12 protein-coding genes and 2 pseudogenes are annotated in these 16,155 nt (G+C 63.5%); 5 read left to right on the top strand and 9 right to left on the bottom strand.

Going from position 1 to position 16,155, the window contains the following annotated elements; genetic code table 11:
* Positions 1 to 12 precede the first annotated feature (12 nt).
* Positions 13 to 1,380 carry an aminotransferase-like domain-containing protein gene (locus AC3WLP_RS02660; RefSeq protein ID WP_012052770.1) on the bottom strand — a complete coding sequence of 456 codons (1,368 nt, stop codon included), beginning with the start codon at positions 1,378 to 1,380 and terminating at the stop codon, positions 13 to 15.
* A gap of 141 nt (positions 1,381 to 1,521) precedes the next feature.
* On the opposite strand from AC3WLP_RS02660, the pseudogene AC3WLP_RS02655 reads away from it, so the two are divergent.
* From AC3WLP_RS02655 to AC3WLP_RS02635, 5 genes and pseudogenes are all read left to right on the top strand, one after another.
* A pseudogene (locus tag AC3WLP_RS02655) lies at positions 1,522 to 2,817 on the top strand (hydroxymethylglutaryl-CoA reductase, degradative); the annotation flags it as partial.
* Positions 2,818 to 2,819: 2 nt separating this feature from the next.
* Positions 2,820 to 3,734, top strand: coding sequence for a hydroxymethylglutaryl-CoA lyase (locus tag AC3WLP_RS02650; RefSeq protein WP_195743560.1), 915 nt, complete (start codon positions 2,820 to 2,822; stop codon positions 3,732 to 3,734).
* 102 nt (positions 3,735 to 3,836) lie between these two features.
* A complete protein-coding gene (locus AC3WLP_RS02645; RefSeq protein ID WP_047603002.1) occupies positions 3,837 to 4,289 on the top strand; it encodes a hypothetical protein in 453 nt (150 codons plus the stop codon).
* On the top strand, positions 4,289 to 5,671 hold the full coding sequence (locus AC3WLP_RS02640) for a tripartite tricarboxylate transporter permease (RefSeq protein ID WP_177342682.1): 1,383 nt from the start codon (positions 4,289 to 4,291) through the stop codon (positions 5,669 to 5,671). The genes AC3WLP_RS02645 and AC3WLP_RS02640 overlap by 1 nt, the downstream gene beginning before the upstream one ends.
* Positions 5,672 to 5,775: 104 nt before the next feature.
* The gene (locus tag AC3WLP_RS02635; protein WP_088512304.1) at positions 5,776 to 6,999 is read left to right on the top strand and encodes an OprD family porin; all 1,224 of its coding nucleotides are present in this window, start codon (positions 5,776 to 5,778) and stop codon (positions 6,997 to 6,999) included.
* Positions 7,000 to 7,138: 139 nt separating this feature from the next.
* Here the strand turns inward: AC3WLP_RS02635 and AC3WLP_RS02630 are convergent, their stop codons facing one another.
* From AC3WLP_RS02630 to AC3WLP_RS02595, 8 genes and pseudogenes are all read right to left on the bottom strand, one after another.
* Positions 7,139 to 7,753, bottom strand: a complete 615-nt coding sequence (locus AC3WLP_RS02630; RefSeq protein WP_017147696.1) for a hypothetical protein — start codon at positions 7,751 to 7,753, stop codon at positions 7,139 to 7,141.
* A gap of 637 nt (positions 7,754 to 8,390) precedes the next feature.
* Positions 8,391 to 10,061: a PAS domain-containing hybrid sensor histidine kinase/response regulator gene (locus AC3WLP_RS02625; RefSeq protein WP_088512305.1), complete on the bottom strand. Its 1,671-nt coding sequence runs from the start codon at positions 10,059 to 10,061 to the stop codon at positions 8,391 to 8,393.
* On the bottom strand, positions 10,045 to 11,208 hold the full coding sequence (gene ercA / locus AC3WLP_RS02620) for an alcohol dehydrogenase-like regulatory protein ErcA (protein ID WP_088512306.1): 1,164 nt from the start codon (positions 11,206 to 11,208) through the stop codon (positions 10,045 to 10,047). The genes AC3WLP_RS02625 and ercA overlap by 17 nt, the downstream gene beginning before the upstream one ends.
* Positions 11,209 to 11,297: 89 nt before the next feature.
* Positions 11,298 to 11,570 carry a pyrroloquinoline quinone biosynthesis peptide chaperone PqqD gene (gene pqqD / locus AC3WLP_RS02615; protein WP_003254087.1) on the bottom strand — a complete coding sequence of 91 codons (273 nt, stop codon included), beginning with the start codon at positions 11,568 to 11,570 and terminating at the stop codon, positions 11,298 to 11,300.
* A 51-nt stretch (positions 11,571 to 11,621) separates the two neighbouring features.
* The gene (gene pqqA, locus AC3WLP_RS02610; protein ID WP_003243383.1) at positions 11,622 to 11,693 is read right to left on the bottom strand and encodes a pyrroloquinoline quinone precursor peptide PqqA; all 72 of its coding nucleotides are present in this window, start codon (positions 11,691 to 11,693) and stop codon (positions 11,622 to 11,624) included.
* A 230-nt stretch (positions 11,694 to 11,923) separates the two neighbouring features.
* Entirely contained in the window at positions 11,924 to 13,444 is a 1,521-nt protein-coding gene (gene exaC / locus AC3WLP_RS02605) for an acetaldehyde dehydrogenase ExaC (protein WP_003254088.1), read from the bottom strand.
* A 317-nt stretch (positions 13,445 to 13,761) separates the two neighbouring features.
* The gene (pedH, locus tag AC3WLP_RS02600; protein WP_004576475.1) at positions 13,762 to 15,549 is read right to left on the bottom strand and encodes a PQQ-dependent alcohol dehydrogenase PedH; all 1,788 of its coding nucleotides are present in this window, start codon (positions 15,547 to 15,549) and stop codon (positions 13,762 to 13,764) included.
* Between the two features lie 195 nt (positions 15,550 to 15,744).
* Positions 15,745 to 16,155 (bottom strand): annotated as a pseudogene (locus AC3WLP_RS02595) (quinoprotein relay system zinc metallohydrolase 1); the annotation flags it as partial.

Below are 16,155 nucleotides of genomic sequence, written 5' to 3'. Positions count from 1 at the left end.
CCAAGGACTGGGTCAGGCGCGGATGCACTGGGCAAACACCGGCTCTTGCAGATAGGCCACGTTCAGCCGGGTCCAGGGTGTCACGGCCTTCTGGTTGGTCTGGAAGATCGCCCCCGGCGCCAGCATTACCCCCCTGCCCTGCACTTCACGGGTGAGCACGGCAGTATCTTCGATCCCGGGGAAACGCGCCCACAGGTACAGGCTCTGTTCCGGCCGGCAGAACACTTCGGCCCCTAGTTCGTCCAGCACCCGCAACCCACCGGCAGTGGCTTCCCGCACCCGGTCCTGCAGGCGCATCAGGTGCCGCAGGAAGTGCCCTTCGCTGAGGATCACATCAGCCGTGCGCTCGCACAGTTCCGAACAGCTGGTGTGCAGCATCATCTGCAGGTCGGCCAACTCGTCGATGGCCTCCTTGCTGCCCGCGATGTAACCCACCCGCAAGGCCGCCGACACCGATTTGGAAAAACTGCCGATGTACAGCGACCGGCGCAACTGGTCGAGCGCCGCCACCTTGAGCGCAGAGCTGGGCTTGAAGTCGGCCAGGGCATCGTCTTCGACCAGCAGCAAGTCGTGCCGCTCGGCCAGTTGCAGCAGGCGGTGAGCCTTGGCCGGGGAGATATCCGAGCCGGTAGGGTTGTGGCACACCGACTGGATGAAGAACAAGCGGGGCCGTTCGACACGCAGCATGGACTCCAGCGCGTCCATGTCCGGCCCATCCGCCAGACGCGGAACGCTCAGCAGCCGCGCGCCGTGGAGTTGCAGCTTGCCGAACAGCGGGTAGTACCCCGGGTTTTCCACCAGCACCGCGTCGCCCGGTACCACGAAGCGGCGGATGATCAGGTCCAGCGCATGGTTGGCGCCGTGGGTGGTCACGATCTGCCGGGGCGTGGCACTGATGGCGTAGCTGGCCAGCTTGCGCACCAGGCTCTGGCGCAGGCCCGGGTTGCCCAGGCGGTTGCCATAGCGGAACAGGTTGCCAGCGCCACTGCGCATTGCCTGCCGGGTGAATTTGTCGAGGCGCATGTCCTGCAGCCAGGCCACCGGCGCAAAACCTTCACCCAGCGGCGCCAGCCCGGGTTCGCGAACGAACTGCTGACGCATCATCCAGATAGTGTCCATTGCCCGGGTGTAAGGCGGCGTCTCATCCACTTCGGCGGCCTGCACCTGCGCGCCCACGAAAAAGCCCTGGCCGTGGCGCGCCTCCACCAGCCCCTTGGAGGCGAGGATCTCGTAAGCGGTTATCACCGTATTCTTCGAATGCCCGTGCAAGCGCATGTATTCGCGCAGCGATGGCAGGCGATCGCCGACCTTCAGCACCCCAGTACGGATCTGCTGCTCAACCGCATCGGCGACCTGCTGGGCAAGGGTGACACGGGGCATCGGCGGGCTCCTGGGCTGCCAGGGGTACAGTCTGGGTACTGTTGGGCAAAACTGTACCTTTAATCAAGGGCACAGTGGCTGCACATTTAGCACCAAGCCGGCGACGCGCTCAAGCGGCCGCCCAACAACAATGACTCCAACGGAGCCTTCATGAGCCTCGACTCCCGCCTGCCCGCTTTCCGCAACCTATCCCCTGCCGCGCGCCTGGATCATATCGGCCAGCTACTTGGCCTGAGCCACGGCGATGTCAGCCTGCTGGCCAACGCCGGCGCCCTGCCGATGGACATCGCCAACGGCATGATCGAAAACGTCATCGGCACCTTCGAGCTGCCCTTTGCCGTGGCCAGCAACTTCCAGGTCAACGGCCGTGATGTGCTGGTGCCGCTGGTGGTGGAAGAACCCTCCATCGTCGCCGCGGCTTCGTACATGGCCAAGTTGGCCCGCGCCAATGGCGGCTTCATCACCTCCAGCAGCGCCCCGCTGATGCGCGCCCAGGTACAGATCGTCGGCATCCAGGACCCGCTCAATGCACGCCTGAGCCTGCTGCGGCGCAAGGACGAAATCATTGAGCTGGCCAACCGCAAGGACCAGTTGCTCAACAGCCTCGGCGGTGGCTGCCGCGATATCGAAGTACACACCTTCGCCAATACCCCGCGCGGCCCGATGCTGGTGGCGCACCTGATCGTCGATGTGCGCGATGCCATGGGTGCCAACACCGTCAACACCATGGCCGAGGCCGTGGCGCCGCTGATGGAAGCGATCACCGGGGGCCAGGTACGCCTGCGCATTCTGTCCAACCTGGCCGACCTGCGCCTGGCCCGGGCCCAAGTGCGCATCACCCCGGAACAATTGAAAACGGCTGAGTTCAGCGGCGAGGCGGTGATCGAAGGCATCCTCGACGCCTACGCCTTAGCGGCGGTCGACCCCTACCGCGCGGCCACCCACAACAAGGGCATCATGAACGGCATCGACCCGCTGATCGTCGCCACTGGCAACGACTGGCGTGCCGTTGAGGCCGGCGCCCATGCGTTTGCCTGCCGCAGTGGCCACTATGGTTCGCTGACCACCTGGGAAAAGGACGGTAACGGCCACCTAGTCGGCACCCTGGAAATGCCGATGCCCGTGGGCCTGGTCGGCGGCGCCACCAAGACGCACCCGCTGGCGCAACTGTCGCTGCGCATCCTGCAGGTGAAAACCGCCCAGGACCTGGCGGAGATTGCCGTGGCCGTGGGCCTGGCGCAAAACCTCGGGGCCATGCGCGCCCTTGCCACCGAAGGCATCCAGCGCGGCCACATGGCCCTGCATGCGCGCAATATCGCCGTGGTCGCGGGTGCCCGGGGCGACGAGGTGGACTGGGTTGCCCGGCAACTGGTAGAAAACCACGATGTGCGTGCCGACCGCGCCGTCGCGCTACTGAAACAGAAGCGCGGCGAATGACCATGGCCCCGGCGCAAGCGGTAAAGGTGTTTGAAGTCGGCCCGCGTGACGGCCTGCAGAACGAGCGCCAGCCATTGTCGGTGGCCGCCCGCGTAAGTTTGATCGGCGCGCTGGCGTCCACCGGCCTGCGGCATATCGAAGCCGGTGCCTTCGTGTCGCCGCGCTGGGTGCCGCAAATGGCCGGCAGCGAGGAAGTGTTGCGCCAGTTGCCCAACGACGACGGGGTTCGCTACGCAGGCCTGGTGCCCAACCTGCAAGGCTTCCAGGCCGCGCAACGGGCCGGATGCCGCGAGGTGGCGGTGTTCGCCGCCGCCTCCGAGGCGTTCTCGCGCAACAACATCAATTGCTCCATCGATGACAGCTTCGAACGCTTCATCCCCGTGCTGCAAGCAGCCAGGCAAGCCTCTGTCCGTGTGCGCGGTTATGTATCCTGCGTACTCGGCTGCCCATTCAGTGGTGCGGTGACGCCAGAGGCCGTGGCCAAGGTCGCACGGCGCCTGCACGAACTGGGCTGCTACGAGATCAGCCTGGGCGACACCATCGGTGCCGGCCGGCCGGACGCAACCGCGCAGCTGTTCGAGCACTGCGCGCAGCACGTGCCGGTGGCAGCGTTGGCCGGCCATTTCCACGATACCTGGGGCATGGCCATCGCCAATGTTCATGCCGCGCTGGCGCAAGGTGTACGCACCTTCGACAGTTCGGTCGCAGGCCTTGGCGGCTGCCCCTACTCGCCTGGCGCCAGCGGCAACGTGGCCACGGAAGATTTGTTGTACCTGTTGCACGGCCTGGGCTACAGCACCGGTGTCGACCTGGAGGCCGTGGCACGGGTTGGCGTGCACATCAGCGCCCAGCTGGGCACCGCCAACCGCTCCCGCGCCGGCCTCGCCCTGGCGGCAAGGAGCGTCAGCCAGCACTGATTGCGCCCGTAGCTCCCGCACAATAACAACAAGCCCGCAAGGGCAGGAGAAAACCAATGACCCTTGAATGCCGCCTGCAGCCCCTCCACCCGGAGGTGGACCATGGCTGACGACAACCTGTATGAAGTCTGGGGCGACACCGTGGACAGCCGCCACCTGCTCGCCGCCATCGCCATCGGCGCCGCCTGCAGCCTGGGCACGTTTTTTCTGGCTGCGCACTTGCTGACCGGCTGGGTCGAGTCCAGCCAGATGGCCCGCGCCTACGCCATGTTGCTCGGCATTCTCGGCTCACTGCTGGGCGGCGGGGTCAGCGCATGCCTGTTCAAACCCAAGCGCCATGTGGTCGAGCACGTCGCCGACCCTGCCTGGCGCCAGCAGGTGATCGAAGCGCTGCGCAGCGAGTACGGCGGCATCGGCCAGCTCAGCGACCTGCCGCAAGCGGTACGCAACGAGTTGCGTGAACTGGGCCTGGAGCGCCTGTTCGATGAAGCCGAGCCCGCCAACGCAGCCGTCGCCTGCACAAGCACCGCCACCCTGAAGCGAGGTGCCGCCTGATGGACGCCCTGTTCGACCAGGTTCTGATAGCCGTGCTGATGGGCGTGATCGGTGCCGTGGTGTTTGCTGCCATCGGCCTGATCTCCGGCAGCGACGAAACCACCACCCTGGCGCCCCTGACCTTGCTGGTGGTACTGCTGGGCGTGCCCGCGGCCGGGGTGTTCACCTTCTTCCTTGCCGGCGCGGTGGCCAAGCACATGACCCACGCGGTACCCACGGCGTTGCTCGGCATCCCCGGAGACACCATGGCTACCCCACTGATGCGCGAAGCGAACTTCCTGCGCAACCTTGGCGTGCCACATATCGCCCTGCGCAAGATGATCTCCGGCGCGGTGATCGCCGCCCTGGTGGCAGTCCCGTTGGCGGTGCTGTTCGCCGTGCTGCTGGCGCCCTTCGGCGATGCGATCAAACAGGCGGCGCCCTGGGTGTTCCTCGCTGCCGCCACCACCATTGCCTACTTCTCGGCCGGCCGCTGGGCCTCGGTGCTGGCGCTGCTGCCCTTCGTGCTGGTGATCATTGCCTTGCAGACCCTCACCGGCCAGCACGGCGTCAAACTCAGCGTCAGCTACTTTCTGGGTATCGCCATCGGCCCGCTGATCGCCGCCCTTTTTGCCATGCTCGCCCCGGCAGAGCGGGCGCGGATGAAGCGCAGCGAGCAACGCACCTTTGCCCTGTCGCCGGACGTCAAGGGCTGGGGTGGATGGTTCCCCAACCCGTTGAAGGTACTGGACCGCCGCCAGGCCGGCTGGACCTTGGCCACCGCCACGGTGTCCAGTGCCACCTTCGTGTTCAGCCCGGTGGCAATGACGGTAATCCTCGGTGAAGTGGTGGGCTCGCGCATCAAGCACGCCTATCACCGGCTGACCACCGTCATCAGCGTGCGCAATGGTGTTACCGAGTCCACCTACATTGCCGAGGCGCTGATCCCGCTGATCGCCTTTGGCCTGCCGCTCAGCCCGGTAGCCGCCGGGCCGGCCGCACCGCTGTTCAACGCCCCACCACGCTTCACCGTGGACAGCGCCAGCGGGCAGGTGAACAACCTGCACAACCTGCTCAGCGCAAGCGAGTTCCTCGCCTACGGCATGCTGGCGGTCGTGATCGCCATCCTGATTGCCTACCCCTTCTCGATGAACTTCGCCCACCGCGCCGCCTCGTTCGTGTCCCGACGCATCAGCCACGAGGCGGTGATCGCTACGTTCGTCGGCCTGATCCTGGTGATCGGCCTGTGGGAAGGCGGCTTGCTGGGCCTGCTGGTGATCCTCACGGTCGGCCTGCTGGGTGGCTTCCTGTACCGTTTCATCGGCTTCAACATCGGCGTGCAATTCATGGGCTACTACACCGCCGTGCTCAGCGTGCCGGCCATCGTCGCCCTGTTCGGCTGAACTGACCCTCCCCTGCTCTGCCACGCAGCCACTGCGGCTGCGTGGTTTCACTCGCCTGCAAGAAAGGAACAACAACAATGAATATCCTTTGCCCCCCTTGCCGCATGACGGTGGCTTGCGCTTGCCTGCTGCTTGGCGCCGGCAGCGCCCTGGCCCAAGGCTTCAGCGAAGACGCCAAGGTCGGCCTGACCCTGCGCAACTTCTACATCAACCGCAATTTCGTCGACCCGGCCTACCCCCAGGGCAAGGCCGAAGAATGGACGCAAAGCTTCATCCTCGACGCCCGCTCCGGCTTTACCCAGGGCGTGGTCGGCTTTGGTGTGGATGTGCTGGGGCTGTACTCGGTCAAGCTCGACGGCGGCCGCGGCACTGCCGGTACCCAGTTGCTGCCGGTGCACGACGATGGCCGCCCGGCGGATGATTTCGGCCGCCTGGGTGTGGCACTCAAGGCACGCGTTTCAGCCACAGAGCTGAAGGTTGGCGAATGGTCGCCGATGCTGCCGGTGCTGCGTTCGGACGACGGTCGCTCGCTGCCGCAGACCTTCCAAGGCGCCCAGCTCACCTCCCGCGAAATCGACAACCTGACCCTTTACGGCGCACGTTTGCGTGGCAACAGCCCGCGCAACGACGCCAGCATGGAGGACCTGTTCATGGCCGGCAGGCCCACCGCCACCTCGGACCGCCTGGACATCCTTGGTGCCGAATACCTGTTCAACGAAAAGGCCACCCAACTCGCCGTCTGGCATTCGGACCTGCAAGACATCTACCGCCAACAGTACTACAACCTGATCCACAGCCAGGCCGTGGGCAACTGGACCCTTGGGGCCAACCTCGGCTACTTCGTCGGCAACGACAGCGGCCGCTCGCTGGCGGGTGCGATGGACAACCGCACTACCTCGCTGCTGCTCTGCGCACGTACCGGCGGCCATACCTTGTATCTGGGGCTGCAGCGGGTCAGCGGCGACACCGGCTGGATGCGGGTCAATGGCACTGCCGGCACCAGCCTGGCCAACGACAGCTACAACTCCAGCTACGACAACGCCCACGAGCGCTCCTGGCAGCTGCGCTACGACCACAACTTCGCGGTCGACGGCCTGCCCGGCCTGCAATTCATGACGCGTTACATCAGCGGCGACAGCGTGCGCGTCGGCAGCGTGCGCGATGGCAAGGAATGGGGCCGCGAAACCGAGCTGGCCTACACCCTTCAAAGCGGCACATTGCGTGACCTGACCGTGAGATGGCGCAGTTCAACCTTGCGCCGGGACTTCAGCAGCAATGAGTTCGATGAGCACCGGGTGATCGTGAGTTATCCGTTTTCGATCTTGTAAATGCGCCGGATACTCAGCGACGCAGCAAGGCGACGTTCTCCGGCCAGTTAAGCCTGTGTCATGTCCAAAGCCTCAACAACGCCGCGAACCCGCGTTACAGGTTCGCAGCGTACTGCGTTCAGCGCCGTGGCTCAGGCTATCAGCAAGGAATGCCCGCCAGCGGCCAGACAGGTGCTTGCGTCGCTTTGGCCATGGTGCGTTTGCGCGCCCACTGGGTCAGTGCGGCCATCAGGGCAAAGCCGAGCAGGATCATGACTGGATAGGCCAGCAGCAACTCGGTCAGCGAGTACTTCCAGGCCAGCGGCCGACCGACACCCAACATTGCCGCATATAACCAGGACACACCGGACAACGCGCCGGAGAACAGTGCAAACATGCGCACGCCGATATTCAGGTCAAGCAAAGAGCCCGCCTTGAGTAACGCCGGCAGGACATAACGGTGCAACAACATGCCATTGAATGTCAGCAACAGGACAATAATAACTTTGGCGTGAAGTTTCGGATTGGCAAAGTAACCCATGCCTTTTTCAAGGTAGTCGATACCGATGACGGCAGCTCCCGTGAGCCACAAGAACATCAAGGCGTTCGTTACAGACTTCTGCAAACGTGCCATATGCCTGCCGTCATGCCCGGCCTGTTGATGCCCCTTCAACAAGTCCCTGACCATCTCGGCATCGCTGGCAAACACCAGCCCGATGGCAACGCAGCAGGCCAGCAAATGAACATAAATAACCGACAACCGCACCAGCTCCATGGATTCTTTCTGCCCGAACAGGCTAATAATTGTATTAAACTCCACGTCGAATTCTCCACGTAATGCATTAGCGCTAGCGGGCCGTGCTACAGGCGTGCGAACGGCGTGATCGCAACGGCAAGACCCCATTCATATCGTTAATTGAAACAGCGGATTGAAACATGAATACACAGCGACTCAACCGTTGAGCCTCGGTTGGGCATAGGCGTTACTCCATGATCAGAGGCAATAAAAATCCCCATGTGAGTCCCTGCGACTCACATGAGTTTTAAGGTTGATAACTTCCTGAGAGATGCCAGGTGCAGTTCATGCGAATACACCTGCTGGCCAATATGAGCCATCAACAGGGTAATCGTTCATTTCTTGAGCAAAAGCACCGACCAGCGGTATTTAAAACCGCATTAGTTAGCTTGCTAATTTCTTGCAAGCTGACCGAATGGTAAAGTTTTTTGATCACTGGATCCAAACGTCGCAACGGGCCTTCACGGCTCTACTTCGTTGTTCGCAGGGCAACTCCAAATCAGGGGGTTATACAGCGCCAGCCCATTTCATCTTTTCGCGGGCAAGCCCGCTCCCACAGGTACAGCGCAGGCTTCAGGCAAATGCAGTTCCCGCGCCCCTAATGAGCCCTGCGCAATCAATGCACCAAGAGCAACTGGCTCAACACCGCCCGCAGTTTCCCGGGTTTCACAGGTTTGTTCAGTAGCGGCGCCCCCAATTTCTGCAAGCCCCGCCGGCATTGATCGCTGCGGTCGGCGGTGATGATCACCGCCGGTATGGCAACCGCAAAATGCTCACGCAAATACCTGACCACCTCGCAACCCACCACGCCATGGTCCAGGTGGTAGTCGGCCAGGATCAGTTCCGGGGCCTGCCCCTGCAAGGCCAGCAAGGCACCTGCCTGGTCGGTCGCGGTCACCACTTCGCAGCCCCACTGCCCAAGCAGCGCGCCCATGCTCTCGAGGATGCTCACTTCGTTGTCCAGTACCAATAGGCGGCGGCCCGGTAGCGGGTTGCCGACGCTTGGCAGCGGCACAACCTGGTGAGCGGCCAGCGGCACCTCTTTACCCAGCGGGACCTCGATGCTGAACACCGAACCACGCCCCGGCCACGAACGTACCTCAATCCGGTAACCGAGAATCTTGGCGATCCGCTCGACGATGGCCAGCCCCAGGCCAACGCCCTTGCGATCCGCTGCGCGGCCAACGTCCAGCTGGTTGAACTCGAGAAATATGGCCTGCAGCCGATCCTGCGCTATGCCCCGCCCGGTATCCCACACCTCCAGCCGCAAATGACCACCGCGGCGCCTCGCCCCCAGCAAGATCCGGCCTTCGTCGGTGTAGCGGCAGGCGTTGCTGAGGAAGTTGCGCAGGATACGCGTCATCAGTCGCAGGTCAGTGCTGATGGCACAGTCCGGGATGCACGCATGCAGCTTCAGGCCCGCCGCATCGGCCACTGAGCTGAACTCCGAGACCAGCGGCGCGAAGAGCTCGTCCAGGCGGTACACGGCCACATCCGGCTTTACCGCCGCCTGGTCGAGCCGGGAAATGTCCAGCAGGTCGGTCAGCAGGTCTTCCGCGCCCTCCAGGGCCTGGTGGGTCCGCTCCACCAGCACATGCTCGGCCTCTGGCAATGGCCGCTCGCGCAAGGTCGAGATCAGCAAGCGGGCGGCGTTCAGCGGTTGCAGCAGGTCATGGCTGGCGGCGGCGAGGTATTTGTCCTTGCTGCGGTTGGCAGCTTCAGCAGCATCGCGCGCCTCCAGCAATTCATCGGTACGCGCAGCGACCCGTTGCTCCAGTTCATCATTGAGCTGTTGCAGGCGTTGCTGGGCGAGCTTGCGCTCGGTGATGTCGGCAACGAACCCCTCCACCAGCCCTTCATGGCCGGGTTTGAGCAGCAGGTTCATGAGCACATCGAGATGGCTGCCGTCCTTGCGCCGCAAACGGGTTTCGTAGCCGTGCAGGCTGTGCTCACGGGCGAGCACTGCGGTAATGGCCTGTAACTCCTCGGCACCGCCGTCAAACAGGTTGGCGGCCAGGTCCGTCAGGGAAAACAGCACCGCTTGCGGGTCGTCGTAGCCGAGCATGCGCGCCAACGCCGGGTTGGCGGCACGCATGCCGTCCTGAAGGCTGGCCTGGAAAATACCGTGCACGGCGTTTTCGAACAGCCATTTGTAACGGTTGCGTTCGGCTTCCAGTTCGTCCAGGCGGGCGGACAGCTCCGGGTAATGGCTTTTGCGCGCCGAGTGGTCACCCAGCCCCAGCAGCCCGGCCAACGCCCGCTGCTGCTCGTCAGAGGGCCTCGCCATAAACGACCTCGACATCACGCTGGCTGGACGCACGGGGGTTGGTGAGGATGCACGGGTCATCCATCGCGTGTTGCGACAGGAACGGGATATCGGACGTGCGCACCCCGTGCAGGCCCAGGGTTTCATGGAAACCGATGGCACGCTTCAGGGCAATCAGGTGCTCTACCAACCGATCGCAGATCTGCCGGTGATTGAGACCGCGGCAGTCGATACCAAACACTTCGGCGATCACCTTGAAACGCTCCGGCGCCGAGCTGTAGTTGAACGCCACCACGTGCTCCACCAGCACCGCGTTGCACAAGCCATGGGGCAAGTCGAGGAAGCCGCCCAGGCTGTGCGACATGGCGTGCACTGCGCCCAGGATCGCATTGGAGAACGCCAGCCCCGCCTGCATGCTGCCGAGCATGATCTTTTCACGCAGTGCAATATCGGTGGGGTTGGCGATCATCTCCACCAGGTTGCCATTGATCAGGCGCATGGCTTCCAGCGCATGGGGATCGGTCAGCGGCCCGTGGCCGGTAGACACGAAGGCCTCGATGGCATGCACCAACGCATCGATGCCGGTACAGGCCGACAGGAACGGGTCCATGCTCAGGGTGGTCTGCGGGTCGATCAGCGACACGTCCGGCACCACCGCCTTGCTGACGATGGAGAACTTCATGCGTTCCTGCTGGTTGGAAATGATCACGAACTGCGACACGTCCGCCGAGGTGCCGGCGGTGGTCGGAATCAGGATCAGCGGCGGGCTGGGCACGCGGATCATGTCCACGCCCTCGAATTCGAGGATGCTGCGCCCATGGGCCACCACGATGCCGATGGCCTTGCCGCAATCCATCGGGCTGCCGCCACCGACGGCGACGATCACGTCACAGTGGTTCTGCCGATAGATTTCGGCGCCGAGCATCACCTCTTCGACCCGCGGGTTGGGTGACACCGCTGTGTACAGGCAGTAGTCGATACCCTGGGCCTGCAGGCTGGCCTCCACATCCGCCACCCAGCCGGCCGCGATCACGCCAGGGTCGCTGACCACCAGTACCTTGCGTGCGCCGAAGGTTTTGGCGTAATTGGCCACATTGTGCCGGCAGCCGGCACCAAAGATGATTTCAGGCGATACAAACTTGCGAAGGGGGCTGAAACTCTGGCTCATTGGTAAGCCTGTTCTTATTGTTCTGGAAGATAAACGCCAGCGTAAAGCATCCCACCACGAAAGCAACCAGACCAAAGCGGGGCTACCGGTCATTCTATCCAGGATTTGGCGCGGGCCACCTCCAGAAACGCCAGTACGTCCTCTTCGAGCCCCGGTACATCGGGGAAGCGTTGTGCCAGGCGGTCGATGACCGTTGCCACCGTACTGTGGCCGTCCAGCAGCGCCAGGACCCAGCCGGCACTGGCATTGAGCTCGATGATGCCCCCGGCGTACAACAGCACGTGGCAAGCCTTCTGTGGCTCCCAGTCCAGGCGCAAGCCTCGCCCCAAGGCAAGGGCTTGCTGGCGATCAATCAGGTTCACAGGCACATGCTCCAGGAGGATCCGGCCACCGTGGCGATGGCCGGGCCGTCATCAACGGTTGGCGAAATACATCGTCACTTCGAAGCCAATGCGCAGGTCGGTATAGGCGGGTTTAGTCCACATAGGGCAAGTCCTCTTCTTGTGCCGGAGGATTCCGGTAGAAGCATTAATGCACGGGGGCGGACCGGACCGAATGCTACTTTGGAACGAGCTGGCGGGGTGCGTTGGTACGGGTAGCCCATGCATGTGCCGGCCCTTTTGCGGGCTCGCCCGCGCCCACAGGTTCTGCACCGGTTCTGGAACCAGCGGTGAACCTGTGGGGGCGGGCGAGCCCGCGAAGGCCGCAACGCGGTTTAGAAGAAGCCCAGCGGATTGATGTCGTAGCTCACCAGCAAGTTCTTGGTCTGCTGATAATGGTCAAGCATCATCTTGTGGGTCTCACGGCCAACACCGGACTTCTTGTACCCCCCGAACGCCGCATGCGCCGGGTACAGGTGGTAGCAGTTGGTCCACACTCGCCCGGCCTTGATCCCGCGGCCCATGCGGTAAGCGCGGTTGATGTCGCGGGTCCACAGGCCGGCGCCCAGGCCGAATTCACTGTCGTTGGCGATCGCCAGCGCTTCGGCTTCGTCCTTGAAGGTGGTCACGCCCACCACTGGCCCGAAGATTTCTTCCTGGAACACGCGCATCTTGTTGTTGCCCTTGAGCAGGGTTGGCTGAATGTAGTAACCGCTGGCCAGGTCACCCTGCAGCCGCTCGGCACCACCGCCGGTGAGCAGCTGCGCGCCCTCCTCCCGGGCAATCTCCAGGTACGAAAGGATCTTGTCGTACTGTTGCTCGGACGCCTGGGCACCCACCATGGTTTCGGTATCCAGCGGGTTGCCGCGGGTGATCTTGGCGATCTTCTTCATCACCTCGGCCATGAACGGTTCGTAGATCGACTCCTGGATCAGCGCCCGTGACGGGCAGGTGCACACCTCGCCCTGGTTGAAGAACGCCAGCACCAGGCCTTCGGCAGCCTTCTCGATGAACGCCGGCTCGGCCTGCATGATGTCTTCGAAGAAAATGTTCGGCGACTTGCCACCCAGTTCGACGGTGGACGGGATGATGTTCTCGGCCGCGCACTTCATGATGTGCGAGCCCACCGGGGTGGACCCGGTGAACGCGATCTTGGCAATGCGCTTGCTGGTGGCCAGCGCCTCGCCGGCCTCACGGCCAAAGCCCTGGACGATGTTCAGTACGCCTGCCGGCAACAGGTCGGCGATCAGTTCGGCAAAGACGGTAATCGACAGCGGCGTCTGCTCCGCGGGCTTGAGCACCACGCAGTTGCCAGCGGCCAAGGCCGGGGCGAGCTTCCAGGCGGCCATCAGCAGCGGGAAGTTCCACGGGATGATCTGCCCCACCACACCCAGCGGCTCGTGGATGTGATAAGCCACGGTGCCTTCGTTGATCTCGCCTACGCCACCCTCCTGGGCGCGGATGCAACCGGCAAAATAGCGGAAGTGGTCCGCTGCCAGCGGCACGTCGGCATTCAAGGTTTCGCGTATGGCCTTGCCGTTGTCCCAGCTTTCGGTAACCGCCAGCACTTCCAGGTTCTGTTCGATGCGGTCGGCAATTTTGAGCAGTACCCGCGCACGGTCTTGCACCGAGGTCTTGCCCCAGGCTTCGGCGGCGGCATGCGCGGCGTCCAGGGCGCGCTCGACGTCCTGGGCCGTGGAGCGCGGGAATTCGGCAATCGGCTGGCCATTGACCGGCGAGCTGTTGGTGAAGTACTGGCCAGCCAACGGCTGCACGAACTCGCCACCGATGAAGTTGCCATAACGGGGTTTGAAGGATACGACGGCGCCTGGAGTTCCGGGTTGTGCGTAGATCATGCTGAGCCTCTGCGGGTCGGTGCCTGTCCCACGACAGGCGATGCACCGATGGTAAGAAGCCCCGCGTGCCGGGCGAATGCATCGTTGGCAGCGGGGCTCTCGTCATTTGGTAGTAGGCTCTGTACGAAAAGTCTTGAGACGCAGGTCAGGCAAGGCGGAAACAGCCGAGGAACGGCCGGGGTCGCGCCCGACTGTACGGGAGTACATGAGCATTCCGAGGCGGTTTTCAACGCAGCATGAACAAGTATCAAGGCTTTTCGTCAGAGCCTGGGGCCGCTTGCCACCGATCAGCGGCAGCAAGCGGCAGTAGGCAGGCGTTATGGCTTGGCGCTTGCCGTTTGCTGCAACTGCTTGGGCAACTTGAAGGTCCAGAGCATGCCGCCCTGGTTGAAGTCCTTGACCCGTTTGGCCACTTCGCCGCCCCACAGCGGCACCGCGCCGCCCCAGCCGGAGACCACCGAGACGTATTGCTCGCCGTCCATTTCCCAGGTGACGGGCGAGCCAAGCACGCCTGAGCCGGTCTGGAATTCCCAGACCTTGTCGCCGGTCTTGGCGTTGAATGCCTGCAGGAAGCCCTCTGGCGTGCCCGTGAACACCAGGTTGCCCTTGGTGGTCAGCACACCGCCCCACAGCGGCGCGTAGTTCTTGTGGCGCCACACTTCCTTGCCGCTGATCGGGTCGATGGCGCGCAGCACGCCGATGTAGTCTTCGTTGAGCGGCTTGATGGTGAAACCGGCGCCGAGGAACGCCGCACCTTTCTTGTAGGCGATGCCTTCGTTCCAGATGTCCATGCCCCACTCGTTGGACGGCACGTAGAACAGCCCTGTGTCCTTGTTGTAGGCCATCGGCATCCAGTTCTTGGCGCCGAGGAAGGCCGGCGCGACAAACACCGAGCTGCCCTTGGCCTCGCTGCCGGGGGCACCCGGGCGGCTGGCGTCGTTGTAGATCGGCCGGCCGTCCTTGTCCAGGCCCGTGGCCCAGGTGATCTTGTCAACGAAGGGGAAGCCACGGATGAACTTGCCGTTGGTGCGATCGAGCACGTAGAAGAAACCGTTGCGGTCGGCCGTAGCGGCAGCCTTGATCTCCTTGCCGCCGTCCTTGTAGTTGAACGAGATCAGCTCGTTCACGCCGTCGAAGTCCCAGCCGTCATGCGGCGTGCTCTGGAAGTGCCACTTGATGGTGCCGTCGTCCGGGTTCAGTGCCAGGCGTGAGGAGGAGTACAGGTTGTCACCGGGGCGCAGGTGCGAGTTCCACGGGGCCGGGTTACCGGTACCAAACAGGATCAGGTTGGTTTCCGGGTCGTAGTAACCGCCCAGCCACGGCGCGGCGCCGCCGGTCTTCCACAGGTCGCCAGGCCAGGTCTTGCCCGCCTCACCGCCGGAAATACCGTTCTCGATCGCCTTGCCGTCCTTGTACACATAGCCCATGTGCCCTTCCACGGTGGGGCGCATCCACAGCAGCTCGCCGTTCTCCGGGTTGTACGCCTGGATCTTGCCCACCACGCCGAACTCGCCGCCGGCAACGCCGGTAATCAGCTTGCCATTGACGATCATCGGCGCGGCACTGATGGAGTAGCCTTCTTTGTGGTCGGCGACCTTCTTGCTCCAGACCACCTTGCCGGTGTCCTTGTTCAGGGCCACCAGCTTGGCGTCCAGCGTGCCGAAGAACACCAGGTTGCCGTACAGCGCGACGCCGCGGTTGATCACGTCGCAGCAAGGGCGGATGTCATCCGGCAGACGTGCATCGTATTGCCACAGTTTCTTGCCGGTGCGGGCGTCCACGGCGAACACCCGCGAGTAGGAGCCGGTCAGGTACATCACCCCGTCCTTGATCAGCGGCTGGGCCTGCTGGCCGCGCTGCTTCTCCCCACCAAAGGAGAACGCCCAGACCGGGCGCAGCTCCTTGACGTTATTGACGTTGAGCAGATCCAGCGGGCTGTAGCGCTGGCCCTGGACGCCCAGGCCATTGGTCACGATCTGCTGCGGGTTCTTCGGGTCCTGGAGGATTTCTTCATTGCTGACAGCGGCGTGCGCCGCGCCGGCAAGCAGCATGGCGCTGAGCACCAGGCTCACGGCGAACAAGGGGCGACGTGGGGATCGGGTCATGACGGCTACCTTTGGTTTTTTTGTTGTGCCCGGGAAAATTTCCCGGTGTGCCGGGAATTCTTGGTCCCGACCCGATTGCCAACAATTGCCCGCAGTGCGGAGTTTTCTAGTTCCTTGGTAGGGGACTGAGCGATGGACGGGGGCAGCCATAGAGCGCGGCACGGACGGCGCGGGGGCTCACAGGCACCGTAAATGTCATGGCAAGCGCTGCAACTGCTGGCGCTCGTAACGCGGGTACAGGTGGCTGACACTGCGGATCAGCTCATAACGCGTCAGGCTGATCCCGGCAAACCGTTCGGGAATGGGGCTGCGGATCATCTCGGCCATGTCGTCACCGCGCGCCGCGCCATCACGCATCAGGCCATCGAGCCAGCCCAGGTAGTCACGCATCTGCACGAACGGCTGCGCATCACTGGCCAAGGGGCCATGCCCGGGTACAAGCTGTTTCCAGGGCAGTGCCTGCAGGGTATCCAGGTCCTTGAGCCACACGTCCAGCCCCGGGCTGTTGGGCGTGGTCAGGGCGCGTTCGTAGAACACCAGATCGCCGGCAAACAGCACGCCGGTCTTTTCATCGAAAATCGCCAGGTCGGCCCCCGTATGCCCGCC

This window comes from Pseudomonas sp. FW305-E2 (assembly GCF_058782925.1).
The sequence above is the reverse complement of the archived record's forward strand: the minus strand, read 5'-3'. Positions and strand labels throughout refer to the sequence as shown.

What these genes read in the sequence shown, in the direction of transcription:
- AC3WLP_RS02660 (WP_012052770.1), bottom strand. Translation starts at nt 1,380, where the DNA reads ATGCCCCGTGTCACCCTTGCCCAGCAGGTCGCCGATGCGGTTGAGCAG.
- AC3WLP_RS02650 (WP_195743560.1), top strand. Translation starts at nt 2,820, where the DNA reads ATGGCCCCGGCGCAAGCGGTAAAGGTGTTTGAAGTCGGCCCGCGTGAC.
- AC3WLP_RS02645 (WP_047603002.1), top strand. Translation starts at nt 3,837, where the DNA reads ATGGCTGACGACAACCTGTATGAAGTCTGGGGCGACACCGTGGACAGC.
- AC3WLP_RS02640 (WP_177342682.1), top strand. Translation starts at nt 4,289, where the DNA reads ATGGACGCCCTGTTCGACCAGGTTCTGATAGCCGTGCTGATGGGCGTG.
- AC3WLP_RS02635 (WP_088512304.1), top strand. Translation starts at nt 5,776, where the DNA reads ATGACGGTGGCTTGCGCTTGCCTGCTGCTTGGCGCCGGCAGCGCCCTG.
- AC3WLP_RS02630 (WP_017147696.1), bottom strand. Translation starts at nt 7,753, where the DNA reads ATGGAGCTGGTGCGGTTGTCGGTTATTTATGTTCATTTGCTGGCCTGC.
- AC3WLP_RS02625 (WP_088512305.1), bottom strand. Translation starts at nt 10,061, where the DNA reads ATGGCGAGGCCCTCTGACGAGCAGCAGCGGGCGTTGGCCGGGCTGCTG.
- ercA (WP_088512306.1), bottom strand. Translation starts at nt 11,208, where the DNA reads ATGAGCCAGAGTTTCAGCCCCCTTCGCAAGTTTGTATCGCCTGAAATC.
- exaC (WP_003254088.1), bottom strand. Translation starts at nt 13,444, where the DNA reads ATGATCTACGCACAACCCGGAACTCCAGGCGCCGTCGTATCCTTCAAA.
- pedH (WP_004576475.1), bottom strand. Translation starts at nt 15,549, where the DNA reads ATGACCCGATCCCCACGTCGCCCCTTGTTCGCCGTGAGCCTGGTGCTC.